22 protein-coding genes and 2 pseudogenes are annotated in these 25,526 nt (G+C 72.2%); 11 read left to right on the top strand and 13 right to left on the bottom strand.

Features of this window, described 5'->3' with window-relative positions; genetic code table 11:
* Positions 1-107: 107 nt before the first annotated feature.
* From WMF34_RS29540 to WMF34_RS29525, 4 genes are all read right to left on the bottom strand, one after another.
* Complete coding sequence (locus tag WMF34_RS29540) at positions 108-920, bottom strand: fibro-slime domain-containing protein (protein WP_437989902.1); 813 nt, start codon at positions 918-920, stop codon at positions 108-110.
* A 325-nt stretch (positions 921-1,245) separates the two neighbouring features.
* On the bottom strand, positions 1,246-2,286 hold the full coding sequence (locus WMF34_RS29535) for a 1-aminocyclopropane-1-carboxylate deaminase/D-cysteine desulfhydrase (RefSeq protein ID WP_437989901.1): 1,041 nt from the start codon (positions 2,284-2,286) through the stop codon (positions 1,246-1,248).
* A gap of 176 nt (positions 2,287-2,462) precedes the next feature.
* The gene (locus WMF34_RS29530; RefSeq protein WP_437740138.1) at positions 2,463-2,924 is read right to left on the bottom strand and encodes a PaaI family thioesterase; all 462 of its coding nucleotides are present in this window, start codon (positions 2,922-2,924) and stop codon (positions 2,463-2,465) included.
* A 73-nt stretch (positions 2,925-2,997) separates the two neighbouring features.
* Entirely contained in the window at positions 2,998-4,644 is a 1,647-nt protein-coding gene (locus tag WMF34_RS29525; RefSeq protein ID WP_437989900.1) for a long-chain fatty acid--CoA ligase, read from the bottom strand.
* A 554-nt stretch (positions 4,645-5,198) separates the two neighbouring features.
* Between WMF34_RS29525 and WMF34_RS29520 the strand changes: the two genes are divergently transcribed.
* The 3 genes and pseudogenes from WMF34_RS29520 to WMF34_RS29510 all read left to right on the top strand — a co-directional run.
* The gene (locus WMF34_RS29520) at positions 5,199-6,983 is read left to right on the top strand and encodes a hypothetical protein (RefSeq protein WP_437989899.1); all 1,785 of its coding nucleotides are present in this window, start codon (positions 5,199-5,201) and stop codon (positions 6,981-6,983) included.
* 345 nt (positions 6,984-7,328) lie between these two features.
* The gene (locus WMF34_RS29515; protein ID WP_437989898.1) at positions 7,329-8,585 is read left to right on the top strand and encodes an FG-GAP repeat domain-containing protein; all 1,257 of its coding nucleotides are present in this window, start codon (positions 7,329-7,331) and stop codon (positions 8,583-8,585) included.
* A gap of 114 nt (positions 8,586-8,699) precedes the next feature.
* Positions 8,700-8,933 (top strand): annotated as a pseudogene (locus WMF34_RS29510) (DUF72 domain-containing protein); the annotation flags it as partial.
* A 326-nt stretch (positions 8,934-9,259) separates the two neighbouring features.
* Here WMF34_RS29510 and WMF34_RS29505 read toward each other — a convergent pair.
* Together WMF34_RS29505 and WMF34_RS29500 are read right to left on the bottom strand one after the other, a co-directional pair.
* A complete protein-coding gene (locus WMF34_RS29505) occupies positions 9,260-9,949 on the bottom strand; it encodes a hypothetical protein (RefSeq protein ID WP_437989897.1) in 690 nt (229 codons plus the stop codon).
* 50 nt (positions 9,950-9,999) lie between these two features.
* Positions 10,000-11,037 (bottom strand): GH12 family glycosyl hydrolase domain-containing protein, encoded by a 1,038-nt coding sequence (locus tag WMF34_RS29500; RefSeq protein ID WP_437989896.1) that lies wholly within the window; start codon positions 11,035-11,037, stop codon positions 10,000-10,002.
* A gap of 560 nt (positions 11,038-11,597) precedes the next feature.
* On the opposite strand from WMF34_RS29500, the gene WMF34_RS29495 reads away from it, so the two are divergent.
* The 4 genes from WMF34_RS29495 (at position 11,598) to WMF34_RS29480 (ending at position 14,907) form a co-directional block, all read left to right on the top strand.
* A complete protein-coding gene (locus WMF34_RS29495; protein ID WP_012238358.1) occupies positions 11,598-12,287 on the top strand; it encodes a RibD family protein in 690 nt (229 codons plus the stop codon).
* A gap of 91 nt (positions 12,288-12,378) precedes the next feature.
* On the top strand, positions 12,379-13,338 hold the full coding sequence (locus WMF34_RS29490) for a zinc-dependent alcohol dehydrogenase (RefSeq protein WP_437989895.1): 960 nt from the start codon (positions 12,379-12,381) through the stop codon (positions 13,336-13,338).
* A 22-nt stretch (positions 13,339-13,360) separates the two neighbouring features.
* Positions 13,361-13,759 (top strand): 6-pyruvoyl trahydropterin synthase family protein, encoded by a 399-nt coding sequence (locus WMF34_RS29485; protein WP_437989894.1) that lies wholly within the window; start codon positions 13,361-13,363, stop codon positions 13,757-13,759.
* A 95-nt stretch (positions 13,760-13,854) separates the two neighbouring features.
* Positions 13,855-14,907, top strand: coding sequence for a glycosyltransferase family 4 protein (locus WMF34_RS29480; RefSeq protein WP_437989893.1), 1,053 nt, complete (start codon positions 13,855-13,857; stop codon positions 14,905-14,907).
* A gap of 51 nt (positions 14,908-14,958) precedes the next feature.
* Here WMF34_RS29480 and WMF34_RS29475 read toward each other — a convergent pair whose 3' ends face one another.
* The gene (locus WMF34_RS29475; RefSeq protein ID WP_012238354.1) at positions 14,959-15,837 is read right to left on the bottom strand and encodes a 1-acyl-sn-glycerol-3-phosphate acyltransferase; all 879 of its coding nucleotides are present in this window, start codon (positions 15,835-15,837) and stop codon (positions 14,959-14,961) included.
* A 139-nt stretch (positions 15,838-15,976) separates the two neighbouring features.
* Between WMF34_RS29475 and WMF34_RS29470 the strand changes: the two genes are divergently transcribed.
* On the top strand, positions 15,977-17,446 hold the full coding sequence (locus tag WMF34_RS29470; RefSeq protein ID WP_437989892.1) for a cytochrome P450: 1,470 nt from the start codon (positions 15,977-15,979) through the stop codon (positions 17,444-17,446).
* Between the two features lie 71 nt (positions 17,447-17,517).
* Here WMF34_RS29470 and tpx read toward each other — a convergent pair whose 3' ends face one another.
* The 6 genes from tpx to WMF34_RS29440 all read right to left on the bottom strand — a co-directional run bounded on the left by tpx (position 17,518) and on the right by WMF34_RS29440 (position 23,844).
* Positions 17,518-18,012, bottom strand: a complete 495-nt coding sequence (gene tpx / locus WMF34_RS29465) for a thiol peroxidase (protein ID WP_012238352.1) — start codon at positions 18,010-18,012, stop codon at positions 17,518-17,520.
* Between the two features lie 201 nt (positions 18,013-18,213).
* Entirely contained in the window at positions 18,214-18,585 is a 372-nt protein-coding gene (locus WMF34_RS29460) for a hypothetical protein (protein ID WP_437989891.1), read from the bottom strand.
* Between the two features lie 252 nt (positions 18,586-18,837).
* Complete coding sequence (locus WMF34_RS29455) at positions 18,838-20,142, bottom strand: SGNH/GDSL hydrolase family protein (RefSeq protein ID WP_437989890.1); 1,305 nt, start codon at positions 20,140-20,142, stop codon at positions 18,838-18,840.
* A 106-nt stretch (positions 20,143-20,248) separates the two neighbouring features.
* Positions 20,249-21,412 carry a hypothetical protein gene (locus WMF34_RS29450; protein ID WP_437989889.1) on the bottom strand — a complete coding sequence of 388 codons (1,164 nt, stop codon included), beginning with the start codon at positions 21,410-21,412 and terminating at the stop codon, positions 20,249-20,251.
* A gap of 368 nt (positions 21,413-21,780) precedes the next feature.
* Positions 21,781-23,148 (bottom strand): endo-1,4-beta-glucanase, encoded by a 1,368-nt coding sequence (locus tag WMF34_RS29445; RefSeq protein ID WP_193790758.1) that lies wholly within the window; start codon positions 23,146-23,148, stop codon positions 21,781-21,783.
* 156 nt (positions 23,149-23,304) lie between these two features.
* Positions 23,305-23,844, bottom strand: coding sequence for a hypothetical protein (locus tag WMF34_RS29440; protein ID WP_437989888.1), 540 nt, complete (start codon positions 23,842-23,844; stop codon positions 23,305-23,307).
* A 146-nt stretch (positions 23,845-23,990) separates the two neighbouring features.
* On the opposite strand from WMF34_RS29440, the gene WMF34_RS29435 reads away from it, so the two are divergent.
* The 3 genes and pseudogenes from WMF34_RS29435 to WMF34_RS29425 form a co-directional block, all read left to right on the top strand.
* Complete coding sequence (locus WMF34_RS29435; RefSeq protein WP_437994675.1) at positions 23,991-24,575, top strand: DUF6000 family protein; 585 nt, start codon at positions 23,991-23,993, stop codon at positions 24,573-24,575.
* A gap of 194 nt (positions 24,576-24,769) precedes the next feature.
* A complete protein-coding gene (locus tag WMF34_RS29430) occupies positions 24,770-25,324 on the top strand; it encodes a hypothetical protein (RefSeq protein ID WP_437989887.1) in 555 nt (184 codons plus the stop codon).
* A gap of 92 nt (positions 25,325-25,416) precedes the next feature.
* Positions 25,417-25,497: pseudogene (locus WMF34_RS29425) on the top strand (hypothetical protein); the annotation flags it as partial.
* Positions 25,498-25,526: the final 29 nt, after the last annotated feature.

The following is a 25,526-nucleotide window of genomic DNA, read 5'->3' as shown; positions in this document are numbered from 1 at the left end:
GGATCAGTCGAGCGGATCAGTCGAGCGGATCAGTCGAGCGGATCAGTCGAGCGGATCAGTCGAGCGGATCAGTCGAGCGGATCAGTCGAGCGGATCAGTCGAGCGGATCAGTCGACAAAGATGGGTTCGCAGTTCGTGAACGCGAGCGTCGACTGGATGGTGAAGTTCGATTCGGTCGTGTGCCGCTCGGCGTGGAAAAAGTCGAGCGCATACTCCTGGCCGGGCGTGATCCCCAGCTCGTTCGCCATCGCGTCGAGGTCGAGCCTATCGTTCTGCGGGCCGTGGAGGCCCCCCAGATCGATGGCGAGCCGGTTGTTGATGAACACCCAGAGATCGTCGTCGCCCGAGAACCTGAACTCCTCGCCGCCGTTGTACACGAACGTCATGTGGAGCTCGAACGTGAAGTGGAAGTTATGCTGCCTCCCCTCGTTCCCGAAGCCCTGCTCGTCGATGGGGAAGAAGGCCCGGTTCTCGTAGGTGGCAATGCCGTCCGCGCCGACGACGGGCGTGATCGTGAACTCGATCGGCATGTTCACGCCGTCGACGTCGCGGTACCACTGGTTGAACTCCGCGGGCCCCGTCGTGTGCGCGGTACCGCCGTCATGCGCATAGACGGGCTTCTGATCCGGGCCCAGCTCGCGCTCGACGATGCCTTTCAGGCCCTGGCCCGTGAACGTCTCGAAGTCAGGGTGCCCCTCGCCGTCTTCGTAGGCGCGGAAGTCGCGCACGATGCCCGTGAGGCTCGCGTTGCACCCGTCGCCGCTGCCGCTGCTGCCGTTCCCGTTGCCCGCGCCCGCCGACACACCGGACCCGAAGTCGCTGCCGCCCGTGCCCGAGCCGTACCCGGCGCCGGCGCTGTTGCTGGAGTCGCTCGCGCCATCGGTGCTGCCCCCACACGCGACCCCGGCCAACACCAGCATGGTTGCGAGCGGAGCACACCAGTTCAACTGTAGCGGCCTAAGCATGTAAAGACTCCTTCTGTGGGGGATACCGCGCGTGGTCTGCGCGTCCGTTGTGCGTGGTTTGCGCATGTTTTGCGCGTTGTGTGCGCGCGGGCCGCGGCGTTACGAGCGCCGGGATGGGCGGTCGCCGAGGGCGCAAGCGAGACAGAGATTCTATCTCGTCGCAATGGCGGTGCGATCCAGAAAATTGCCGCCGTGCGCTGGCGGCTCGAGGCCGAAGCGGAGAAAAGTGCAGCCGAGCGACAGCGCACGAGCGCCGGCGAGGCGCCGAGATGTAGGCCGTTTATCGAGATCCGCCGCCGCAGTGGGCGCCGAGGCGCCGCGACAGCGCGGCCGGGAGCCGCTCGCAAAAGCCGTCGTGCCGGGGCAGGGGCTCGCGCCGCGCGGTTTGCCAGAACAGCACCGGGCCGAGCCGGCGCTCCCGCGCGTGCGCCATGAGCGCGGCCATGGCCTTGCCGGTGTAGACCGGCTCCAGCGAGATCCCCTCGGCGGCGAGGGCGTCGCAGGCGGCGAGCGACGCGGGCGTGGGCGATCCATACCCGCGGCCCAGGTGGCCGTGCACGACGTCGATCGGCGCCGCGGGGGGCACGGGCGCGACGCCCCGCCGCGCGAGCGCGGCGCGGAGCTCGGCGGTGAGGGCGCGGAGGCGGAAGCGCGAGGCGAGGAGGCGCTCGACCACGGCGACGGCCACGACCCGCGAGCGCAGGCCGCCCAGCGCGAGCCCGACGGCGAGCCCGGCGGCGGTGCCGCCGGAGCCGAGCGGCACGTAGACGCGCGCGGGCTCGGGGAGCTCGCCGGCCCGGATCTGCGCGCCGAGCTCGAGCGCCGCGCGCGCGGCGCCCAGCATGCCGAGCGCCGACGTGGCGCCGAGCGGCACGATCGCCGCGCCGTCGTCGTCCCGGGCACGGAGCGGCAGGAAGAGCGACGGGCGCGCGAGCGCGAGCTCGGCGCGCGACGGGTAGAAGCGGATCGAGGCCGGCCCCGAGGCGGTGAACGCGAGGTTGTCGAGCACGCCCCTGGAGACGTCGGTCCAGAAGAGGTGCGCGTGCACCCTCCGGCCGAGCCGCTGCGCCGCGGCGACGAGCGCCGCCACGTTGCCCGAGCCGATGCCGCCCGCCGCGGACCACGCCGCCGCGGTCGAGAAGGGAGGCGCGGCGAGCACGTAGTCGAGCTTCCGCATCTTCATCCCGCCGTGGAGGGGCTCGCAGAGGTCGTCTCGCTTGACGCCGAGGAACTCGACGCCGAGCGCGGAGGCGAGCCGCGGCAGCGCCGTGACCGGCGAGGGCGCGTCGACCCAGCCGAGCCGGGGAATGGGGTCGATCATCCGAAGGGCGGCTGCATCGCGCAACGGGGGCACCTCGCGAAGGGTGTAAGGCGCCCGGGCGATCGGGCAATCGGGCGAGCGGGCAATCCGGGGGTCAGGCGAGCCGGCGATGGGGCAATCAGGGGTCAGGCAGGGGTCAGGGGGAGCTTTCGGTCAGGCGCTCGCGCGGCCTTCGATCACCCGGGCGTGCCGGCGCGCTGCCCCGCGAGCGTCGCGTCCGGCTCCAGGACGAGGAGGCGCACGCGCCCCGAGGCGCAGAGCCGGCCCTCCTCGTCGTAGACCGAGCCTTCCCAGACCTGGGTGCGCCGCCCGCGGTCGAGCGGGCGCGCGGTGGCGCGCAGCCGCCCCGACCGGACCGCGCGCAGGAAGCTCGTGTGGTTCTCGAGCCCGACGACCGAGCGGCCGTCCGGCAGGGCATGGAGTGCGGCGCCGATCGACGCCAGCGTCTCCACGATGCCCGCGTGGACGCCGCCGTGGACGATGCCATAGGCCTGCCGGTGCTGCGGCCCGATGTCGAGCTCGGCCTCCACCTCGTCGCGCGTGGCGCGGATCAGCCGGAGACCCATGGCGCTGATCCAGCCGTCGATGGCCGCGTCGTTCAGCGCGGCGGCGAAATCCTCGGGTTCCCCTTCGGCCATGGCGGCAGCGTAGTACACGCCTTGCCGGGAGCTTCCGGCGATTTCTCCCCGGGCGCGCGGGCGCGTCAGCGCGTCATCCGGATGCCTTCTTCTCCAGGAGATCGGCGAACTCCTCGCGCAGCCTCGACTTGAGGAACTTGCCGGTCGAGGTGCGCGGGATCCGCTCGAGGAAGAGGTACTCGTCCGGGAGCCAGAACTTCGCGAAGCGCGGCTCGAGGAGGGCGTGGAGCTGCTCCTTCGAGGCGCTCTGGCCTTGCCGCAGGACGATCGCGGCGAGCGGGCGCTCGCCCCAGAGGGGGTGGCGCGCCGCGAACACCGCGGCCTCCAGGACGGCCGGGTGGCTCATGAGCGCGTTCTCCAGCGCGACCGAGCTGATCCACTCGCCGCCCGACTTGATCACGTCCTTCGTTCGATCCGTGATGCGCATGTAGCCCTCGGCGTCGATCGTCACGACGTCGCCGGTCTTGAACCAGCCGTCCTTCGTGAAGCGGTCCTCGCCCTCGCCGCCGAAGTACGAGGAGGCGACCCAGGGGCCCCGCACCTCGAGCTCGCCCATCGTCCTGCCGTCCCAGGGCAGCGGCCGATCGTTCGCGTCGACGTGGCGCTGATCGATGAACGGGACCGGGTATCCCTGCGAAGCGCGCGTCTGCAGCGAGGCGGCCGGGTCTTCGTGGAGGCGGCCAAGGCTGCTCCGGACGTGGGCGACGGTGCCGAGCGGGTTGGTCTCGGTCATGCCCCAGGCGTGGAGGACCACGAGCCCGTGGCGCGCGCGGAAGCCGTCGATGAGCGCGGGGGGCGCCGCCGAGCCGCCGATCACCATGGCGCGCATCGACGAGAGATCCCAGCGCTTCGGGTGCTCGTCGAGGAGCGCGAGGATCCCGAGCCAGATCGTGGGGACGCCCGCGGCGAACGTGACGCGCTCCCTGGCCATGAGATCGAGCAGCGACGCGGCGTCGATGTGCGGGCCGGGGAGCACGAGCCTCGCGCCGGTCGCGATCGCCCCGTACGGCAGCCCCCAGGCCATCGCGTGGAACATGGGCACGACCGGAAGGACGATGTCGCGGTCGCGGAAGCCGAGCGCGTCGTGCATGCAGGAGACCAGCGTGTGGAGCACGATCGAGCGGTGGCTGTAGGCCACGCCCTTGGGGTTGCCGGTCGTCCCCGACGTGTAACAGAGCATGGCGGCGGCGCGCTCATCCAGGCTCGGGAAGTCGAAGTGATCCGGCTCGGGCGCGAGCAGCGCCTCGTAGTCGAGCCCGTCGCCCGCCGCCGGATCCACGGGCCCGTCGTCGTCGAGGACCAGGACGCGCTGGATGCTGCGGACCTCCGGCGCGAACTTGCGGAAGAGCGGGAGGAGCGAGCGGTCGACGACGACGACCTTGTCCTCGGCGTGGGAGGCGATGTACCCGAGCTCGCTCGGGTGGAGGCGCAGGTTCAGGGTGTGGAGGACCGCGCCCATGGCCGGGACGCCGAGGTAGAGCTCCAGGTGCCGGGCGTGGTTCCAGCAGAGCGTCGCGACGCGGTCGCCCGCGCGGACGCCGAGCCGCGTGAGCGCGTGCGCGAGCTTCGACGCGCGGCGGTGGAGATCGGCATACGTGGAGCGGGAGACGGTCCTGTCCGGGTTCTGGGTCACGATCTCGCAGCGCGCGTGGTACGTCCGCGCCCGGTCGAGGAAGTGGGTCAACGTGAGCGGGTAATCCATCATGCGGCCGGCGAGCATGGGCGGTGCCTCCTCGTCCCGCGCGAGGCGCGGGGATCCGTCGAGTCAGGAGGGCTGTTCGTGGCGCCGCGCGACAGCGGCGCCGCCCCCCCGAAGCGGAGGCTAGCGGCTCGCGGGCGGCGCCGCGTATCGCATTAGGAAGCAGTGAGCCGCGCCGTGCGCCGGGGCCAGCGGAATCAGCGTGCCGCCGCGGTTCTCGCTCGTTCCGCGTGTCAGAAATCTCGCCATAGAGACCGAGCGATGACGAGCCGTCGCTGGAAACAGCAGCGATTTTCATGGTTTCCGCCTGTATCGCCGCCGAGGGCGGCTCCGGCGTGACCCAGCGGGGCGCCCTGCGCAGCCGCGTCGTCCATGGTTAAAGGCTCGCGGCATCACAGGTCCCACCGTACAGCCACGCTGGACGCGCTGGTTACCATAGAGACCCCTATGCGATCCGGCCCTCCTGGAAAAACTACGCTATATCAATAACTTATCCATGCATCGAAGCGGCCGCCTTCACCCCACAGCCTGCGGGTGAACCGCGCGGCGATCGCGTGTCGTACCATCGTGTCCGCATGACGCTCTCGCGACGTTCCCCGTCGGACGCCGATCTCTGGCGGCGCCTCGTCTGGTGGTCGCAGGCGTCGGATCGAATGGTCGGCGGCTGCGCCGGTGGCTGTGCGTTGGCCGTCGTGGTGTCCGCGATCCTGCTCGCGCTCGGCGCGCGCGCGCTGCACGTGCTCGCCGTGGCGGCAGCGCTCGGAGGCGCGCTGGAGGGCGCTCGACGCGCGTGCGAGGCGGGGCGGACGCGTGCGCTCGATGCAGCGGCGACGCGCCTCCTGGAGTCGCGTGGGCTGTCGCGCGAGGAGGTCGAGCGGGCCGCTGCGACGCTCCGATCCGGGCGCATCGAGGAGCTCGACGCGAGCCTCGCATTCGAGAGCGATCCGTTTCATCGCGCGATCGAGTCCGTCGTCGGCGGCGCCGATGCGTCGGCGCCGCCGATCTGCGATCCGACCGACGGCGCCCGCGCCGTGGTCGTCGGCCTGGGACAGCGCTGGGCCGCCGTTCTCCGGTTCACGCACGACGATCTTCGCGAGGCCTGCGTATACGAGCGCCTGTTCACCTGGAACGGCGGCGCGGGCCCGCGCCGGCTCGATCTCCCGATCGACGCCGATGAACGCGCGCTGCTCGAACGATCGATCGAGGCGCTCGCGAAGAGCCCCACCTCGACCGACCCGGCAGCTTCGCCCCGGATGCTCGATGACCGCACGCTGGCGATCGGGATCGCCGTCGTGGATCGCACCGGCCACCGGCGCGGGGCGACCGGCGAGGTCGACCTCACGCCGGGGGTGCGCGCTCCGGTGAACGGCGATGGAGGAGGGCCGTACCGGGCGGCCGCGCACCACGCGGAGCAGGTCTGCTCGGAGGTCGCCGTGATCGAGCTCGAAGGGCACCGTCACACGCTCTCGCGCTCCCCGCGCGACGCAGGCGCAGCGAGCGTCCTCGCGCACGTGGTCGTGCACGCTGCCGCCCGAGTCGTGCACCCGCTGGTCCTTCTAAAGCTTCCGCCCGAGGTCAGGAAAGGGCGGCCGCTTCGCGTAGATGGCGCTCCGCTCGTCGCGGACGCCCGCCCCAGCTCGGACTGGATCGACGCCGTCGCGACCATCCCCGAGGCTGACCCCGGCCGGCGGGGCGCGCTCTCGGATCGGTGGCTTCGGGCGGCGCTCGCGGAGCACTCGTCGATCGTCGCGTTCGAGCGCCTCGCGGGGGTGCTCTCGGGCCTGGGCGCACCCGAGGCGCTCGTCGATCGCGCGCGGTCGGCGATGGACGACGAGAGGCGCCACGCGCGCGACGCATTCTCGCTCGCCGCGGCGTACAGCGGCGAGATGGTGGGGCCCGGGCCGCTCCCGGTGCCGGACGCGCCGCCGCCTTCGGTCGACGCGCTCGCGATCGAGACGTTCTTCGACGGCTGCGTGGGGGAGACGCTGGCGGCGCGCCAGGCATCCGCTGCGCTCGCCGGCTGCCGCGTGCCGGCCGCGCGCGAGGCGCTCGAACGCGTCGCGATCGACGAGCGCCGGCACGCCGAGCTGGCGTGGGACATGCTCGCCTGGCTCTGGCCGCGCACGTCGGTGCGGGCTCGCGCCGCGATCGCCGAGGCGCCGCTCCCGCCTCCGGCGCTGCGCGGCGCCGGCGAGCGCGATCGGCGCAACGGCGAATGGCTCGCATGGCACGGCTGGCTCACGACGGCCGAGGAGATGGAGATCGAGATCGCCGCGTGGAGCGAAGAGATCGGCCCGCGGCGCGACGCCCTGCCCGCGTTCGCGCGCCGATCCAAGGCGTCGACCGTAAGCGCTGCATGAAGCGCCGTCGGCCCCGACCACGGTCCGTGGTGCGAGATGAGTGCGATGGAACCGGCTCGGTCAGCTCGTCGCGCGCCGCTCTTCCGCGGGAAGCGGAGGAGGCACGGTGCACTGTTCTCCAGGCGCAGGCGACCGGCGTCGAGGAAACGCCGCAAGGGCTGCTGTTGGTTGAGGGCGTAGCCGAGCGCAGTAGAGACGAGGCCGCGCTCGCGGGGACGTGCGTGCTCGGCCCTCGCCCACGCAAAGAACGTGTCGACCAGGTGGCGGACGACGGCGTCACGGTGAGCGGCGAGCACGTTCTCGAGCAGGCCACGACGTGCTAAGCGCTCGGAGATGGCTTCGGGAATGGGGTTATCGTGCTGCGCACCGCTCGCCCTGGTTATCGCCTGCGCGGCCGAATCCTCGCGCGCGCCCGTCGACGCGGGCACCGACGCGCCGCCCGCTGGCACCGTCACCGCGCGCCCACCGCTCCCGCGTGAGGCCGCCCTCGACGCACGCTTCGTGAAGATCACGCTGCACCGGGAGTTCTACTGCGAGGGGGCGAGCTTTGCGGACTTCAATCACGACGGGGTGACGGATGTCATCGCGGGCCCGGATTGGTACGAGGGTCCGGGGTATGGCACGAGCCATCCCGTGTGGCCGAGGAAAGCCTTCGATCCACACGGCTACTCGGATTGCTTTTTCGAGTTCCCCTACGACTTCGACCACGACGGGTTCACCGACGTCCTCGTCGTCGGCTTTCCGGGGGTGCCCGCGGCTTGGTACCAGAATCCGCGCGACGGCGACGCGCTCTGGGCTCGTCACGACACGCTGCCGTGGCCGATCGACAACGAGTCGCCGCTGTTCGCCGACATCACCGGCGACGGCGTGCCCGAGCTCGTGCACATGTCGGGGGGCGTGCTCGGAACGTCGTCGCCCGGCGTGGACCCGACCGAGCCGTGGGTCTTCCGGGCGCTCACCGAGAATCGGGGGTACGGCGCGTTCACGCATGGCCTCGGTGCAGGCGACGTCAACGGGGACGGCGCAAGCGACTTGGTCGAGGCGAGCGGCTACTTCACGCGGAGCCCAGAGTCGCCCGACGGCTTGCCGTTCACGCGCGTCGAGCAGCCGTTCGGCGCCGGAGGAGCGCAGATGCCGGTGGTCGACGTGGACGGCGACGGGGACGCGGACATAGCGACCACGCTGGCCGCTCACGGCTACGGGCTCTCCTGGTTCGAGCAGGTTCCAAACGCGGCCGGCACCGCGTTCGTGGAGCACGTCGTCGTTCCGGGGACCACACCCGATGCCGCGTCGAGCGTGTTCATGCACGAGCCGCATGCGCTCGCTCACGCCGACATCGACGGTGACCGGCTCCAGGACCTCGTGAGCGGCGAGCGCTTCTGGGGTCATGTGCCTGCCGGCATGCCGGACTTCGACGCGCCGGCCCGGCTCTACTGGTTCGAGCAGGCGCGAGCGGCGGAACGCATCGACTTCCAGCCCGTTCTCATCGACGACGATTCGGGGGTAGGCACCCAGCTCACGGTCGCGGACGGCAACGGAGACGGCCGGCCGGACATCGTTATCTCGAACAAGAAGGGCGCTTTCGTCTTCCTACAACGCTAGGGCAGAATCCTCGCGCCGATCCAAGACGGCCTCCCACCGGCGCGAAACTTGTGAAGCGACGGAGGCGAGCTCCCGGTCGCGGGCCCACGGAGCCGCTCCTCGGAACGCGCGCTCATGGCCGGACGCATCCGCATCGGTATCTCGAGCTGGCGCTATGCGCCCTGGCGGGGCGTCTTCTATCCCAAGGGCCTACGGCAATCCGAGGAGCTCGCCTTTGCGGCGCGGCATTTCGACTCGATCGAGCTCAACGGCTCCTTCTATTCGCTCCAGCGAGCGTCGTCCTACGTCGTGTGGCGGAACGCGACGCCGCCGGACTTCGGCTTCGCCGTGAAAGGCAGTCGTTACATTCACGCACGCGTGCGAGAGCGGGCGTTCGGGTAGGGGCCTCGCGGACGAACACGCGATCCCCCGCGGAAGAGTCCCGCCAGGGATCTGTCTCGCCAACGAAGAGGGATTTCGACGCAAAGTCGTAAAATGGACAGAATTTGTTCTTCCTGCGACTGCCTACTGCGGGAAGTTGCCCCGGATCGGCAGAAAAACCGCCATGGCGCCAAGGTCGCCAAGGGGAGAAGAGGAAGTGAAGTCCCGGCATTCCCCCCCTCTCATTTCCCTGGTTTCTTGGCGCCCTTGGCGTCATGGCGGTTCGCTTCCCCCTCCGACTTCCCGCAGTCGTGCTAGCCGCCCGTGATCGACATCGCGCGCAGGAACGCGCGCATGTGGAACTCGCGCTGCTCGTCGGGATAGATGTGCTCCTGCCCGATCGGGCAGGCGCGGCGCGACATGCACCCTCCGGTCATGCACGTCGCGCCCGGCCCGGCGTCGAGGTGGCCGACGCACGCGGCGACATCGTAGCTGCCAGGGGAGAACGCGGACACGGGGCAGGCGCTCAGGCAGGGCTGGCCGGCGCACGAGACGCAGGGGCTCGCCAGGTCCTCGCGCGGCGGGAGCGACAGCCGCTCCGCGAAGACGAGGGCGGCGCGGTACCCGTGCCAGAGGCCGAATCGCGGGTGGATGAGGATGGCGAGGGGCGACGGGGACAGCGTCTCGGCCTGCTGCGCCCAGCGCTGGAACGGCCAGTAGGGAGGGCCGGTGAAGGGAAACAGGGCCGTCGCGCCGAGCTCCGCCGCGAGCGGGGAGACGACCGCGACGGTCCAGTCGTCGAGCGCGAGATCGGGGGCGTCCTTGCGGGCGCGCGAGAACGCGCGCCACATCGACGGGCCGGCGTTGCCGAGCAGGACGAGCGTCCCCGCGGGGAGGTCGCCCGCCGCCGGCACGCCGTCGCCTTCGCGCGGGTGGAAGCCGCCGCGGAGCGGGAGGCCAGCGCGCTCGCAGCGCGAGGAGAGATCCGGCCAGCTGATGGGCATCGCGGCGCGCTTAGGACGCCCGGAGCCTCGCGGCAAGCGAGCCGTGGCGTTCAGTTCACGTCGACGTAGAAGTCGAGGCTCTTCAGGTTCGTGATCGGGCCCTCCCAGATCTCGAACCCGACGGCGACCGCGTTGACCGTGTTGCCGGGCACGCTGATGCCGCGCGTCTGGGCGTCGCGCACGAAGTCCATCACGTCGAACTCGATCTCGTAGCTGTCTTGCCCCTCGGCGCGCACCCAGTTCACGATCGGCAGGCCGTTCACCATGCCGTTCCAGATGTTCCACTTGCCGGGGACGTTCGCGACCTCCACGCCCTGGTGCGCGGCGTTCGGCTGCCCGGCGGGCTGAAAGCGCGTCGGATCGCGCAGCCACACCATGAGATAGCCCTGGAGCTGCGTGCCGTTGCCCATCCAGATGTCGAACGCGGCGTTGTACTGGCCCTCGTTGCCATTTTTCTCCCAGCGCCAGCCGGTGCGCAGGCTCTTGATGGAGCTGCTCGGCGCCGGCAAACCGCAATCCGGCACCTCCCTCACCGAGTATCGGCCGCAAAAGACCGTCGGATACGAGGCGGGCTGACCCATCGAGCCGGCCGAGCCGCTCATGCTCTCCACCGTGAACGACGTACCTTCCCACGACACGGTGTGGCTGCCGAAGCCGGGGCCCCAGCCGTTGGTGATGAGCACGTACGGCGTGCCGTCGCGCGAGACGAGGCCCGTTTCGTACCGCTCGCTCGATTTTCCGGAGCCCTCCATGGCGCCGTTGCCGAGCTCGGAGCCCGGGTTCGCGGTGCCGCCCGCCCCCGCCGTGGTGCTGCTCGCGTCGCCGCTACCCCCGGTACCTGCCGCCGCGCCGCCGCCGGTTCCCGCCGTGGTGCTGCCGGTGCTGCCCGCGCCGCCGGTGCCGCTGGTGACGCCGGCGCCGCTGGTGACGCCGGTGCTTCCCGAGGTCGAGCCGCCGCTGCCACTCGCGGCGTCGCCCGTCGAGGCGCTCGCGCTCGGCAGCCCGCCAGAGCTCGCCGCAGCGCCAGGGTCTCCGTCGTCAGCGTCAGAAGATCCAGAGCAACCGGCGGCGAGTGTCGCCGCCAGCATGAGAAGTGCAAAAGATTCGGCCAAGGTATGTGTGCGCATCGCGCGCAACATACACCTGCATACAGGCGCACGGCGGTGCGCGGCGCCGCCGTGTGCAAAAAAGCAGCGCGTGACTTGAACAATTGCAGCAACAGCGATGGCGTCACCACGCGACTCGAAAAATGCGGTGTGCGCCGCGTCTCGCGCCTCGTGGACTCGACGTCGCTCCGGCGAGCTCGACGCTTTGCGTGTTCGCGTGGGAGCGCCGCTCGACATCGTTTTGCGCCCTCTGCGCCCATCGAGGGTCAGAGTCGCCAGAGAGACGCTCACACCGTGTCTCGCTGATCTTCATCGATGCTTCGAGTCGCCCGGCGACGGATGAGGCCGTTGATTGCGGAGATGAGCGCGTTGCGGGAAAACGTCGAACCGGGTGATCGAGTGCGCGCGCTCCTCCCCGGTTCCCGCGTTCTGGTCTAGAGTGCCGTCGTGCCCCGGAGGCTCCACTGTCGGCTCGGGACGGCGGCAAAGTCCCCTCTCCCCCGCGCGTTCGCTCGCGCCGGACGCGCACCCGCGAGCGCGCCATGAGCCTGCCGCGCCCGCGGGTCACGCTCCACTTCGCCCAGACGCTCGACGGCCGGATCGCGGCCCGGGACCAGCGCGTCATGCTCAGCACACCCGCCGGGATGGTGTGCGCCCACCGGGCGCGCGCGGAGCACGACGCGGTGCTCGTGGGGATCCGCACCGTCGTGATCGACGATCCGCGGCTGACCCTGCGCGGGTGCGAAGGGCGCCAGCCGATGCGCGTGGTGCTGGCGAGCGCCCTCGGCGTGCCGGAAGGGGCGCGCCTGCTGCAGCCGCCCGGCAGCGGGCAGCCGGCCGGCGGGCGCGTGGTCGTCTTCGGCGCCGCGGGGCGCGCGCCGCGCGCGGCGCAGGCGTGGCTCGAGGAGCGCGGCGCGGAGGTGATCGTCGTGCCCGCGGACGCCAGCGGCCTCGTCTCGCTGCCGCACGCGCTGGCCGAGCTCCACGCGCGCGGCGTGCGGCGGCTGCTCGTCGAGGGGGGCGGCGCCGTGCTCACCTCGTTCCTGCGCGCGCGCCTCGCCGACCGCGCGGAGGTCGAGATCGCTCCGCGTTTCCTCGGCGACACGGCGATCCCCGCGGTCGGCGCGCTGGGAGAGGCGCCGCTCGCGTCGGCGATCGACCTGCGCGAGCCGGCGGTCGAGCTCCTCGGGGGCAACGTGCTGCTGCGAGGGGAGGTGCGTTATCCCGACTGACGCGCCCGCGCCGCCCGGGGCCATCGCGCCGAGCGACGCCGCCCCGCCCCTCGCCCGGGAGCTCTGGTTCGTCCGGCCAGGGCTCGTCGAGGTGCGCCCGGGGGCCCCGCCGCGCGCGCCCGGGCCCGGCGAGGTCGTGGCGCGCGCGCTCGCGTCGGGCGTGAGCCAGGGGACGGAGCTGCTGCTCTTCCGCGGCGAGGGGCCGACGCCGTTCGACCCGTCGCTCGACGCTGAAGGCGCGCCGACCTACCCGCGCCGCTACGGCTACGCGTGGGTCGGCGAGGTCGTCGCCCGCGGCGAGGGCGCGGCGCTCGGGCCGGGCGACCGCGTCTTCGCGCTCGCGCCCCACGGCGATCTTCACCTGCTCGAGCCGGGCGCGGCGCGCGGCCTGCCCCGCTCGATCCCGGCCGAGCGCGCGGTGCTGGCCGCGAACCTCGAGACGGCGATCACGTGCGTGTGGGACGCGGGGGTGGGGCTCGGAGACGCCGTTGTGGTGCTCGGCGGCGGGGTCGTCGGGCTGCTCATCGTGGCGCTCGCGCGGCGCGCCGGGGCCGTGGTCCGGCTCGTCGAGCCGAGCGAGCGGCGGCGCCAGGTCGGCCTCGCGCTCGGCGCCGCCGCGGCGCTCCGGCCCGAGGACGACCGGCCGCGCGGCGACGCGGACGCCGTGATCGCCGCGACCGGCCATCCGGAGGAGCTCGACCGCGCGATCGCGCACGCGGCGCGCGAGGCGACGGTGACGGTCGCGTCGTTCTACGGGGCGCGGACGAGCCCGGTCGCGCTCGGCGCGGAGTTCCACCGCCGGCGCCTGCGCCTGCGGGCGAGCCAGGTCTCGACGATCCCGCCGGAGCGCGCGCCCCGCTGGGACCACGCGCGGCGCTTCGCGCTCGTCCGCGCCCTCCTCGAAGACCCGGCGCTCGACGCGCTGCTGGACCCGTCCGTCCCGCTCGACGCGGCGCCGTCCGTGTACACGGAGCTCGCGGCCGAGCCCGGGGCGCGGCTGCAGACGGTCTTCCGGTACGGCGCGCGATCGGCTACGCGAGAGGCACCCTAGAAGTCAGAGGCCCGCCACCGCCATGTTCCTCCTCGGCGTCAGCGATCACGTGATGATCGCGCACAGCTTCTCCGATCCGTTCTTCGGCCCGGCGACCCGGATGCACGGCGCGACGTACTCCGTCGAGATCGAGATCCGCGCGAGGGCGCTCGGCCCGCACCACGTGGTCATGGACATCGGCGCGCTGCACGCGTCGCTGCGCCGGGTGCTCGACACCATCGACTACACGAACCTCGACGAGCACCCGGCCTTCCCCGGGCGCACCTCCACGACCGAGCGCGTGGCCGAGCACGTGGCCGGGCTCCTCGCCGAGGAGATCGCGAGGCTGCCCGCGGCAGAGGCGCCGCTCCCGGGATCGACGCTGAGGGTGCTCGTCCGGGAGTCGCCGTCGGCGTACGCGGGCTTCGAGCGCGACCTGTAGCGCCGGCCGCGGCGGCGCGGCAGCGCGTGCGCGCGGCGGGGCTCGTTGCCGCGCGCCGCGAGGGCGGCTATCAGGCCGGGCCGCTCCCCTGACCCATGCGCATCGCCTGGATCGTCTACGGCGCCCTCGACCAGACAACGGGCGGCTACATCTACGATCGGCTCGTCGTCGAGCGGCTGCGCGCCCGGGGCGACGCCGTGGACGTCGTGTCCCTCGATCCGGCGCCGCGGTCGCGGGCGCTCGCCGGCCTCGCCCTCGCGCGGCGCCTCGCCCGGGTCGACCCCGCCGTGGTGGTCGGCGACGAGCTCTGCTTCCCTGAGCTCCTGCCGGCGTTCGCGGCGCTGCCGCGGCGGATCGCGCGCGCGCTCCTCGTGCACCACCTGAGCGCGTGGGAGCTCCCGCCCGGCCCGCGGCGCGCGGCGCTCTCGCTCGCGGAGGCGGCGGTGATCCGCCTGTGCGACGCGCACCTCGCGACGAGCGCGACGACCGCGGCGCGGCTCCGGCGCGAGCTCGGGCTCGCCCGGGTCGACGTGGCGACGCCGGGCGCGGACCGGCTCCCCTTGCTCCCCCGCGCCCGGCGGGACGGCGGCCCGCTGCGGCTCCTGTTCGTGGGGAGCTTCATCCCGCGCAAGCGGCTGCTGGAGCTCCTCGCGGCGTTCGAGCGGGTCGGGAGCGCGCATGCCACGCTCGTGCTCATCGGGGACGCGGCGCGCGACCCGGCCTACGCCGGGCGGGTGCGCCGCGCCATCGCCGGCTCCGCGTTCCTGCGGGCGCGCGTCTCGGCGCCCGGCGTGCTCGGGGACGAGGCGCTCGCGGCCGAGCTCGCGGCGGCGGACGGCCTCGTCCTGCCCTCGTCGCTGGAGGGCTACGGCATGGTGCTCACGGAGGCGGTCCGGGCCGGCGTTCCGGTGCTCGCCGCCCGCGCCGGCGCGATCGCCGAGGCGGTCCAGGACGGCGCGGAGGCGCTGCTCTGGGACGACGTCGAGGGCCCCGCGCCGGCGCTCGCCCGCTTCCTCGAGGACGGCGCTCTCCGGGCGAGCATGAGCCGCGCGGCGGCCGTCCGGGCCGCGACGCTGCCCACCTGGGACGGCACCACGGCCGCGGTGCGCGCGGCGCTCGCGCGCGCGGCGGCGCGGATGAGCGGATGACCGGCCCGGCGAAGAGCGAGCAGGATCGCGCCGCGCCGGGGCGCCGGGCCGTCACGCCCCCGCGAGCAGCGCCGCCGCCTCGTCCTTCAGCCGTCGCGTGAGCGCCGCATCGTCGCGGGCCCCGCGCGCCACCTCCGCCGCGTCCCGCGCCTCGCCCAGGCGGACCCGCACCTCGACGTCGTCGAAGCCCGGCAGCGCCGCCTGCAGGAGCGGCGCCAGCGTGGTGATCCCGCGGCGCTCGGCCCACCGCGTGATGGCCAGCCGCTTCGCCCGCGGCGAGTGCACCCCCGAGACGATCGCCACGGCGGCGCGCCCTCCCGCCGCCGCGGCCGCGCGCAGCAGCGCGCCGGCGCTCGGCTGCCACGCCGCGAGCAGCGCGTCGCCCTCGCCCGCGAACGCCGGATCCGCCTCGATGCGCCCCGCGGGGAAGTGCAGCAGCGCGCCCCCGCGGCGCAGGTGCCGCAGCGCGCGGCGCACGCTGGCCGACCGCGCCGCGAGCGCGGGCGCGCCGCCCTCGTCGATCGGCACGAAGAGCAGCCGCCGGCTCACGTGGGGCAGCGCCCGCAGGAACCGCCGATCGGCCGCGACGATCATGAGGTCTTCCCGGCCGAGCGCCGCCATGAGCGCGAGCGCGTCGTAGGCGCCGGGGTGGTTCGACACGACGAGCAGCGCCCCGCGCGACGGCGGCGCCGCGTCGGCCGTCCAGCGCGCCCCGAAGCCGGCGAGCGCCTCCCGCGCCGCGACGTGGAGCCCCGCCTCGCCGGTGCGCCGATCGAAGCGCGCGAGCACGCGCCCGAGCGGCCACGAAGGGACGGCGAAGGCCGCGCGCCCGGCCCGGCGCACCCACGCCGGCGCCCCGCCGAGGCCGAGCGCCGCCACCATCTCCGCGCCGGACAGGTTCGCGAGCTCTCGCTCCAGCGGCTCCGTCATGTCCGCGTCTTACTCCGTGTCGGCGCCGCCTCGCCAGCGCCTGCGCTCCGCCCGCCCGACATCGTCCAGCGCGATGGGGCGCGTCCTCTGTCGCCTGTCGGGTTTGCCTCGGGGCGCGCCGCCTCTGTATGAAGGGGGCATGAACGCCACGCCCCCTGCCATGGAGGACGCGATCGGCCGCGGCGAAGCGGCCGCGCGCCCCCGGCGGACGCTCGCGGATCTCCCGGGGCCTCCGGGCTTGCCTGTGCTTGGCAACCTGCTCGCGCTCCACCCCGACCGCTGGCACCTCGAGTTCGAGCGGTGGTGGCGCGCCCATGGAGACCTCTTCGTCGTGCGGATGGGCCGGCAGCCGGTCCTCGTCGTCGTGGACGGCGAGCTCGTGCGCGACGTGCTCCAGCGCCGCCCCGCGGTGTTCCGGCGGGTGCGCGCCATCGAGGCCGTCTCGCGCGAGGCGGACATGGTCGGGCTGTTCTCGGCGGACGGCGACGCGTGGCGGAAGCAGCGGCAGCTCATCCACCCGACGTTCCACCCGAGGCACGTCGAGGGCTTCTTCCCGAGCATCCGCGACATCACCGGCCGGCTGCGCGAGCTCTGGGCGCGGGCGGCCGACGAGCGCGCCGCCCGCGACGTGCTCGGCGATCTCATGCGCTACTCGGTCGACGTCACCTCGTCGGTCGCCTTCGGCCGCGATCTCAACACGCTCGAGCGCGGGGCGGACGCGCTCCAGGAGCACCTCCAGCGCGTGTTCCTCGGGCTGAACCGGCGGATGCTCGCGCCGCTGCCCTACTGGCGCTACCTGGGCCTGCCCGCCGACCGCGCCTACGACCGCGCCCTGGTCGCGGTGAAGCGGCTCATCCTCGATCTCGTGACCGCCGCGCGGCGCGAGATCGAGGGCGGCGCGGACCGGCCCGCGCGCCCGCGGACGCTGCTGGAGCTCATGATCGCCGCGCGGGACGGCGAGGACCCGAGGGCGCGCCTCTCGGACGCCGAGGTCTACGCGAACGTGCTCACGATGCTGCTCGCGGGCGAGGACACCACCGCGAACACCCTCGCGTGGATCCTCTATTACCTGGGCTCGCGCCCCGACGTGCAGGCGCGCGCCCGCGAGGAGGTCGATCGCGTGCTCGGCGGCGGCCTGATCCCGACGCTGGAGCAGTGCAAGCGCCTCGAGTACACGGCCGCCGTCACGCAGGAGACGCTGCGCCTGCGCTCCGCCGCGCCGCTGCTCTTCCTCGAGGCGAACCACGACACCGCGGTGGGCGACGTGGCCGTGCCCGCTGGCGCCGGCGTCGTGGCGCTCACGCGCGCGACAGGGAGGAAGCCCGAATATTTCGGCGACCCGGAGTCGTTCCGCCCCGAGCGCTGGCTCGGGGGCGCGCCATCGACGCTACCCCACGAGCCGAGGATGGCGCTCGCGTTCGGCGGCGGGCCGCGCGTCTGCCCGGGGCGCGCGATGGCGCTCCTGGAGTGCGCGGTGACGGTCGGCATGGTGCTCCGGAGCTTCACGGTGCACCTTGCGGATCACACCGCGCCGGTGCGGGAGCGGATGGCGTTCGCGATGCAGCCGGAGGGGCTGCGCATCCGGTTCACGAAGCGCGCGAGCGCGTGAGATCACGAAGCGCGCGAGCGCGGGGCCTCACGATTCGCTCGCGCGTGGCGGCCAGGCGCCGGCGCTTGGCCTCACTGCACCTTGGCGAGGGCCGCGTCGTAATCGGGCTCCTGCGCGATCTCCGGGACGAGCTCGACGTGGAGCACCTTGTTCTGCTCGTCGAGCACGAGGACCGAGCGCGCGAGCAGGCCGGCGAGCGGCCCGTCGACGAGCGTGACGCCGTACTTCTGGCCGAAATCTCCCCGGAACGTCGACAGGCCTTCCGCGTTCGAGATGCCCTCGGACGCGCAGAAGCGGGTGTGCGCGAACGGCAGGTCCGCCGAGATGTTGAGCACCGTCACGCCCGGGAGCTTCTCGGCGCGCTCGTGGAACGTGCGCACGGATCTCGCGCAGACGGGGGTGTCGACGCTCGGGAAGATGTTGAGGATCTTCTTGCCGGAGTACGACGAGAGCTTGCGCTCGGAGAGATCGGTCTTCACGAGCGTGAAGTCGGGGGCGGTCGCGCCGACGGACGGCAGCTCGCCGGCGGTGTGGATGGGGCTTCCCTTGAACTTGGTCTCAGCCATGGTCACATCCTCCTGTGTGCTCTGTGCAGCTGTGCGGCAGCGCCTCTCGTAGGCGCGCCGAGGGCGGACGCCAAGCAGAACCAGCCAGGCTGCCCCGGCCGGAGCTCGGCTCGTGTGGCGTGCGGGCGCTGCGCTGGCCGGGCGGTCTTGCCCAGGCGAGCGGCGCGCGAGCGTCGATCGCTCGCGCGGTGGGACGCGCGATCAGCGGACGGGCGAGCGATGGACCAGCGGAAACGGCTCGACCTCGCCATCATCGGGGTTCGTCGAGTCCCTGCTGTACCCGATCTCCTGTTCGTCCGTCGTGATGACGAAGGGGCCCCCGATCTCCTCTGGCTCCACCCTGTCTTCGTAGTCTTCGGTGGTGTCGCCCCTGCCCGATGTCGCCGAGGCGACGTACTGCTCGGCGATCTGCTCGGCGAGCTCGTCGAGCACCTCGGGGGGGCCGTCGCCCGGGTCGGGGATGAACGCATCCCGGCTCTCCGCGCGACCGGCGCTCCTGCGCGCCGCCTCCATGAAATCATGGCTGTGGTTCCTGCTCGTGGCCCGCAGGGAGCTGTCTCGCTTGGTCTGCATGGATGATCTCCTCGCTCGGCGGCGCGCTCTCACGCGCTCTCGGCGTCGCCGCCCTTCCGCTGTTCTGATGGCGAGGGATGCACCGCGTGTACCATGAAGCTGGATGGCCGATCCGCGCGCGCCATGGCGAGCGGATGGGACCGTTGCTCGCGTCCTGCGAGGTGCGCGCTGCGTTTGCGTGGGATGCGTGGTGCGTCGTGCCACAGCGGTCGCGATGGGCCGGTGGCACGATGCCCCGGCCCCGCGCCGCCCTTACCAGTCGAGCTCTTCGCGGATGGCCTCCGCGAGCTGCTGGGCCATGTCCCGGTTCTTCTTCGCGCTCGGGTGCCAGTCGCAGCCGAGCCCATCTTTATCCTTGGCGTGCGGGGGGAACTCGAGGAAGCGCACACGATCGTCCCCGTCGGCGGTCCGGTCCTCCACCACCTGGCCGATGTAGTCGCGTGCCCTGCTGAGCGCCTCGGCGCCTTCCGGGTACGAGTCGCTCAGCATGGGCCCGATGGTGCAGAAGATGAACGCCTCCGGATAGTTCGTCCTGACCGTCTCGACGAGGCCCGCGTAGGCCTCCGTGAACGGCCCGCGGAACTGGGCGTCGCCCGGGACGTTGATGCTGAAGTCGTTCGTGCCCAGGTTGATCACCACGACCTGCGGCACCCAGGACGAGAAGTCCCATGCGGGCTGCTCCTCGTCGGCGATCGTCCGGCCGTAGATCTCGGGCATCGTGGGCGCGACTTCACCGTTGTAGTTCCGGTACACGCCTCTTCCGGACCAGGCGACGATCGTGGTGTCGGCCTGGAGCAGCCGGCCCGTCAGCGCGCTGTAGGCGAGGTAGTTGTTCTCCGTATCGCTCGTGAACGGGCATGTCTCGTCGGCTCCATCCACGCCGTAGCCGGCGGAGATCGAGTCGCCGATCACCTCGATCCGGCGCGCGGGCGCCGCCGGGACCGGCAGGAGCGCCTCGCCCTGCTCCGGGACGAACTCGAGGAACTGCGACACGCCGACCAGCGGCTCGGTGCGGCGGTGGAGCACGAGGTCGTGCTCGCCGTCGGGCAGCCCTTCTGCGACCGTGTAGAGCTCCTTCTCGCTGTTGACCTTGAGGACGCCCTTCGCCTCGCCGTCGATCACCACCTGGAAGAAGTTGGATTGCGCCGCGGTCGACTCGTCGTTGAAGCGGACGCCGATCGACGTCCCCGAGAACCGCGTGACGATCGCGCTGCCGGCCCAGGAGAAGCGGGGGCCCTCGGCGTTCGTCGTATCGAAGCGCCCGATGAAGCGGATGGTGTCGTCGGAGGGATCTTCGCCGCCCGCGCCGCTCGTGCTCGACGAGGTCGTGCCGGGATCCGCGCCTCCGCCGCCTCCGCCGCCTCCTCCGCCTTCGCCCGTGCCGCCGCCGTCGCCGCCCGTGCCGGAGACGCTGCTCGAGGTGGGTGAGCCACCGCCCGAGCCCGTCGTGCCAGCCGTTGCATTCGAGTCATCGTCACCGCAGCCGGCCAGCGCCAACCAGGCGATGCAGCAGATGGAAGCGAGCCTCGGGAGATTGGAGTAAGCTTGTCGTTTCATGCGCGCGAGGATGCTCTAGGTCCGTGGCGCGGACAACTCGAATTTCCTCCTGCGCGCAGGGGCAGACACCGCAGCGCGGGCGTCGAGCTGCGGAGATCGGTTGATCTCAGTTCCAGGTCCGGTCCTGGCTCTGGTACCTGGAGCGGCCGCCGTCCTCGGCGGGGGAGCGCTCGTGGCCCTGGCCTTGCGAGGCGCGCACGTCGTCGCGCTCGTGGACGCGGGTCGAGTACCCCTGCGGGATCTCGTCGCCCATGAAGCGGCCGAACCCGGGCCGGCGCTCCGGGCGATTGTAGATGTCGCCGTATCCGCTGCGTTCCTCGCTGCGGCCGCGGCCCTCGCGCTCCTCGCCGCGGCCCTGGTAGCCGCGACCGTCGTCGCGTCGGCCGTCATGGTGGCCAGGGGCGTTTCTCTCGTCGCCGCCTCGATACCGATCCTGGTCCTCGCCGCGCCCGTAGCCGTGGCTGCGATACTGATCCTCGCGGCCCTGGTGGTCGCCTCGTGTGTAGCCGCGGCCCTGGTAGCGCTCGCGGTTTTGGTAATCGTCTCGCCCGTAGTCGCGGCCCTGGTAGCGCTCGCGGCCCTGGTAGTCGTCTCGTGCATAGCCGCGGCCCTGATAGTCGTCTCGCGCATAGCCTCGGCCCCGGTCGTCGTCTCGCCCGTGGTCGTCGCCCTGGTAGCGCCGGCTCTGGCTCTCTTCGCCGCGGCTGCGGTCGTGGTGACCGTAGCCGCCGCGGCCCTGCTCCTCGTCCGGTCCGGAGAAGCCGCGGCCCGCGTCGCGGCCGTAGTAGCCGCGGTTCTCATCGCGTCCTCGCTGCACCGAGCCGAATCCTCTTCGCTCGTCCTCGCCGCCCCGCCCGCCGATCCGCTCCCACGAGGGGCTGTCCTGTCCGTAGGCGCGGCGCTCCTCGGGCTCGCGGTAGCCGTGCGCGCCGGCGCCCCCCTGCTCCTGCCAGCGCCTCTCGGGTCCGCCGCGGTCGTCCCGTGCCTGCTGACCGCCCGCCCTCCACGGGTCTCTGCCGTCTCCTTGCCCTTGCTGACCGTACGGCCGCGGCAGCTGGCCCAGCTCTCCCTGCCGGCTGCCGCCGCTCTGGTTCGCGTAGTTGCCGCGGCTGTACGACCCTCGCTCGAACGCGTCGCGGTCCCCCTCGTGACCGCGGAGTCCGCGCTGATCGTCGTCCCTCGGCGCGCGCCACCGCTCGTCCCGCTGACGCCAGTCGTCGCGCGGCCCCTCGTCACGGAAATCCCGGCCCTCGTAGCGATCTCGTGCCATCTCGCTCTCCCTCTGGGTGCTGGTGAACAACTCTCGAGCCTCACGGAGGCGGTCCCCTCCGTGAGCAGCGGGCTCACCCGTTTCCACCTGTTCGGCTTCAACAACTTCAGCAACCGACGTGCCCAGTTGAAACCCGGTCGAGGGGAGAGGAGCGCCGGCGCCCCGACAGACGGCCTCCCGGCCGGATCCCGCCGCCGCGCGACAATGCGCCACACGCTGGGGCAAGCTGTCACGCAGGCGCGGCTCGTGTCATCGAGGACGAGCTCGCCGGGCCGGCTCAGCGGCCCAGTTCGGATCCGGGGCAGGGAACCAAGGGAAGCAGGAAGCAGGGAAGATGAGCGCCGCGGGCAGCGGCGCTCACCCGGCGCTCAGTAGCGCGTCTCGCAGGGGTGCTGATCGGCGAACGCCTTCACGGCGGTCTTGTTGGACGACCACGGGAAGTTCCGATCGGTGATCGACCACGAGAGCGCGCCCGCATACCCCATGTTGTAGAGGTCGCCCACGAACTTGTCGTAGCGCACGTCCATCTCGGCCATGTTGATGGGGAACTCGCCCATCACGACCGGCTTGTCCGTGAGGCCGTACTCGGAGAGGGGCTTGTTGTACGGGAAGTAATCGTTGACCCAGCCGTACATATGGACCTGGTAGAAGTCGACGTCCGAGCGTGTCCACGCCTGACCCCACTTGATGGCGGCGCTGCCGACGCTCACGGGCGCGGCGGTCTCTCCCCTCAGCACGGCGGCCGACTCCTTGGCGAGCGCCTCCATCTGCTGGTGTGTGACGAGATCGAACTTGCTGGAGTCCCCCTCGAACGCCGGGTCGCCGTAGAGGCTCGGCCCGGTCATCGCCCACTCGGGCTCGTTGATGACGTCCCAGGCCAGCATCCGATCGCGGTGCGGGCTCGACGCCACGGTCCGAGCGATGGGCCGGACGACGTTCTCGATGAGCTTGGCGCGCCGGCCCGCGTCCGCGACGAGGGGCCCCATGCTCCAGACGGACAGGCCGTTCGGCGGGTTGTGCGATGTCTTGTAGAAGCCGTCGAAGGAGAACAGCGTGAACATCACGTTGACCTGCGCCTGGTCCGCGAGCTCGAGCGCCGCCAGGATGTCCTGCGTCGAGGTGCCGCCGAGCCCGGTCGGATTGCCCTGTCCGTCGAAGTTGATCTGGTCCCCGTAGAAGCGGGGGTAGATCCACCAGCGGACCACGTCCACGCCGTTGGCGCGCATGTCCTGCAGATCGGCGAGCACCTGGCTCTTCTTGCCTGAGATGCCCGCCTGGCTCCACTTGGACTGACCGCCGAAATCGGCGCCGAAGTCGCGCCAGGCGTAGTTCACGCCGTACATGAAGCGAAGGCGGCAGGCGATCTCGACCCCTGCCTCGAACGGACATTCGTCCTCGTCCGCGCCGGCGCATTCGCTGGGCTCTCCCCCGCTGCTGGTGCTGCTGCCGGCCACGGGATCGCCGCTGCCCGTGCTCGCGGGCCCGCCGGTGGGCTCGCCGGCGCCCGCGCCGGAGCCCGTGGATGTGCCGGCGCCCGCGCCGGAGCTCGCAGGCGTGCCGGCGCCCGCACCGGAGCTCGCCGGTGTCCCGGCGCCCGAGGAGTTGCTCCCGGTGGGGCCGCTGTCCCCCGCTTCGCCGCCGGCGCCGCCCTCGCCGCCGCCGTCCAATCCGTCGCCACAGCCGAATCCAGCCACGGAGAGCTGGAGAACCCCGACAAGAAGAAGCCAGTTGCGCATGCCCGATTATCACCAGAAACGCGCGCCGGACCAGCCCGAACTCTTAATCGGTTCAGTGACTCACTGCGCAACGTTCTGCTCTTGCTACAAGATCGTGGTCGCAGCGGCCCTGACGAAGATCACGTGAACTTCGAAGGGCACCGGCGGTATCGCCGCTTACCTGGACGGCCCGCGCGGCCTCGGGTGGATCCCCATGTACGCGGCCGCGCTCTTCGCCGAGGGATCGTCCGGGTAGCGCTCGATGAGGTCTTCCGCGAGGCTGCGGGCCTGGCCGATCCGGTCCAGGCGCACGAGCGCCCGCACGCGGAGCAGGCCGCGCTCGGCGGCGCGGGGGCTGTCGCCGAGGTCGCGCGACGCCTCGTCGTCGAGCCGGAGCACCTCCTCGGGGTTGCTCGTCAAGGCGGCGCGCATGCGGTCGATGATGCTGGCCTCGGGGTCGGTGTCCGGCGCCGGCGCCGACTCGTGTGCTGCGGCGCTCGCGGTGGCAGCGGCCGGCGGGGGAGCGGGAGGGATGGCGGGCGCCTCGTCGCGGCGCTGCGGCTCACGGGCGACGCGGGGCGCGGCGCTCTGCGGGCCCGCGTTCGGCGCGGGGCGCTCGTCACGACCCACGAAGAGGAAGGCCGCCGCGGCGAGCGCGGCGACGGGAAGGCCGATGAGCAGCGCGCGGCGAGCGCCGGACGGTCGGGGGGCGTCCACGGCGGCGAACGTAGCGCGGAGGAGCGGCCGGCGGTAGCGGACGGAGCGAGCGGGGCGCGAAGGAAGGGGAGAGCCGCAGAGGTGCGATGGCGGCCGCCGTCCGCGCGACCTCGGGCCGGCCCACGTCGAGGCGCTCACTCACGTGACTGGCGGCCGACCAGCGCGTCAGCGCCTCGACGCGGAGCCTCGCCCTCGCCGCCATCCACTTCCTCTACACCCACGTCCTCGCGCTCCCGCTCGCGCAGCAGTCGATTTCACCCGAGCGAAGCGCCCCGCGCGCCTCTCCGCGGCGCTGCCGACGGCTCAACGGATCGTGGCGCGAGCAGCTGACGGCAACATGGATCATCGCGGCCCGTCGGCTCCCCGCGTTTCGAGGCGTGATCGGCGAGAGGCTGCTCGCCAGCGCGACCTGCTACGCGGGACAGGGCTTCGCTGTCGCGACCGCGCGCTACGAGGATCACCCTGCATCCGATGCGCTGACGCTCTATCTCCAGTCGTACTTGCCGGTCGGTGATCGCGAGTACGATCAAGAGTGGGCTGTGGGATCCTTGGTATGGCTCGACGCTCGCCTGGCCGCGGATCGCGCGGCGCCCTTTCTGAAGGCCCCTGAGCTCTGGAAGGTATCCGAGCACGGCCGGGAGCTGGGTGCGTTGGATCCCGGACGCGGCGTGGCGCGGGTCGCGCGTGCCATGGCCTTCCTGGACGACCTCGGCGCCAGCGAGGTCAGCTGACGCGCGCCCGCGTGGCCCGCTGGTCGCGCGCGCGCACGTCCCCCTCGGAGCGCCGTTGGCCTTGCGCCAGGCGTTCACGGTCTTGACGCCAGGAGTCCGCGCTGCCTACTGAGGGAGCCGGCCAACGAGCGGCTGGCGCTGACGGCCGGGCTGCCGAGGGGAGCGAGGCTGCCCGGCCACGAGGCACCCGGCAAATGAATCAGACGGAGCTCGGCGAAGAAGACCTTTGGCTCGCTTTGGACGAGCGCCGCACCGAGCCGGAGCGCGCCTTCATCACAGAGATGTCGCGTCGGGCCTTGGCGTGGCGCGACTTGGGCGTAACCAGCGACGATCTCCTCGGCACGGCGGAACAGTTCGTTGTGCTGATGCTCGACGTCTCCGCGGACGGAATCGTCCTCCGAACGCTCCGGGTCGATTTTCACGAATCACGAGTTGTGCTTGGAGAGGATGAGACAAAGCAAGGCGTTACAGACCTGGACGAGGAGAATCCACGGGTGCTCGTTGTCAAAGATGGGTCGCCCGTGGCGCTCGCGACCGCGGCTGCCGACTGGATGGAACGGGAGATTCTGCGGCCCATCGAACGTCACGAATGGGTGGGAGCAGGCTTTTGCCACCAGAGGTATGTATTGTCGGACACCGGAGAGCCCCTGTGCTGGTCGGACTCCCACAACCAGAATAGGCCCGACTTGGGCCCACCTGACAGGACTGTCACCGTACGAAGCTACGATGTCCAACGTCGCGGCCAATGAGGGGCGGAGCGCCGGAGCCGCCGCACCCGGAGATCATGCCGTCGAGATGGCGAGCCGGCGCGTGACCCCATGATGCGCGATGCGATGAGGGGGATCTTGAGACCTGGCCCGCCTGCGTCGAGAACCTCCGGCGTTACTTCGCCTGGGAGTACGAGAGCTACCGGGAACCGTGACACGGCGCGCGCGCCCCGAAGCGCGCAGC

Origin of the sequence: Sorangium sp. So ce145, from assembly GCF_051525985.1 — a bacterium.
In the GTDB taxonomy this organism is placed as follows: domain Bacteria; phylum Myxococcota_A; class Polyangia; order Polyangiales; family Polyangiaceae; genus Sorangium; species Sorangium cellulosum_B.
The sequence above is the reverse complement of the archived record's forward strand: the minus strand, read 5'-3'. Positions and strand labels throughout refer to the sequence as shown.

What these genes read in the sequence shown, in the direction of transcription:
- WMF34_RS29540 (WP_437989902.1), bottom strand. Translation starts at nt 920, where the DNA reads ATGCTGGTGTTGGCCGGGGTCGCGTGTGGGGGCAGCACCGATGGCGCG.
- WMF34_RS29535 (WP_437989901.1), bottom strand. Translation starts at nt 2,286, where the DNA reads ATGATCGACCCCATTCCCCGGCTCGGCTGGGTCGACGCGCCCTCGCCG.
- WMF34_RS29530 (WP_437740138.1), bottom strand. Translation starts at nt 2,924, where the DNA reads ATGGCCGAAGGGGAACCCGAGGATTTCGCCGCCGCGCTGAACGACGCG.
- WMF34_RS29525 (WP_437989900.1), bottom strand. Translation starts at nt 4,644, where the DNA reads ATGCTCGCCGGCCGCATGATGGATTACCCGCTCACGTTGACCCACTTC.
- WMF34_RS29520 (WP_437989899.1), top strand. Translation starts at nt 5,199, where the DNA reads ATGACGCTCTCGCGACGTTCCCCGTCGGACGCCGATCTCTGGCGGCGC.
- WMF34_RS29515 (WP_437989898.1), top strand. Translation starts at nt 7,329, where the DNA reads ATGGGGTTATCGTGCTGCGCACCGCTCGCCCTGGTTATCGCCTGCGCG.
- WMF34_RS29505 (WP_437989897.1), bottom strand. Translation starts at nt 9,949, where the DNA reads ATGCCCATCAGCTGGCCGGATCTCTCCTCGCGCTGCGAGCGCGCTGGC.
- WMF34_RS29500 (WP_437989896.1), bottom strand. Translation starts at nt 11,037, where the DNA reads ATGCTGGCGGCGACACTCGCCGCCGGTTGCTCTGGATCTTCTGACGCT.
- WMF34_RS29495 (WP_012238358.1), top strand. Translation starts at nt 11,598, where the DNA reads ATGAGCCTGCCGCGCCCGCGGGTCACGCTCCACTTCGCCCAGACGCTC.
- WMF34_RS29485 (WP_437989894.1), top strand. Translation starts at nt 13,361, where the DNA reads ATGTTCCTCCTCGGCGTCAGCGATCACGTGATGATCGCGCACAGCTTC.
- WMF34_RS29480 (WP_437989893.1), top strand. Translation starts at nt 13,855, where the DNA reads ATGCGCATCGCCTGGATCGTCTACGGCGCCCTCGACCAGACAACGGGC.
- WMF34_RS29475 (WP_012238354.1), bottom strand. Translation starts at nt 15,837, where the DNA reads ATGACGGAGCCGCTGGAGCGAGAGCTCGCGAACCTGTCCGGCGCGGAG.
- WMF34_RS29470 (WP_437989892.1), top strand. Translation starts at nt 15,977, where the DNA reads ATGAACGCCACGCCCCCTGCCATGGAGGACGCGATCGGCCGCGGCGAA.
- tpx (WP_012238352.1), bottom strand. Translation starts at nt 18,012, where the DNA reads ATGGCTGAGACCAAGTTCAAGGGAAGCCCCATCCACACCGCCGGCGAG.
- WMF34_RS29460 (WP_437989891.1), bottom strand. Translation starts at nt 18,585, where the DNA reads ATGCAGACCAAGCGAGACAGCTCCCTGCGGGCCACGAGCAGGAACCAC.
- WMF34_RS29455 (WP_437989890.1), bottom strand. Translation starts at nt 20,142, where the DNA reads ATGAAACGACAAGCTTACTCCAATCTCCCGAGGCTCGCTTCCATCTGC.
- WMF34_RS29450 (WP_437989889.1), bottom strand. Translation starts at nt 21,412, where the DNA reads ATGGCACGAGATCGCTACGAGGGCCGGGATTTCCGTGACGAGGGGCCG.
- WMF34_RS29445 (WP_193790758.1), bottom strand. Translation starts at nt 23,148, where the DNA reads ATGCGCAACTGGCTTCTTCTTGTCGGGGTTCTCCAGCTCTCCGTGGCT.
- WMF34_RS29430 (WP_437989887.1), top strand. Translation starts at nt 24,770, where the DNA reads ATGAATCAGACGGAGCTCGGCGAAGAAGACCTTTGGCTCGCTTTGGAC.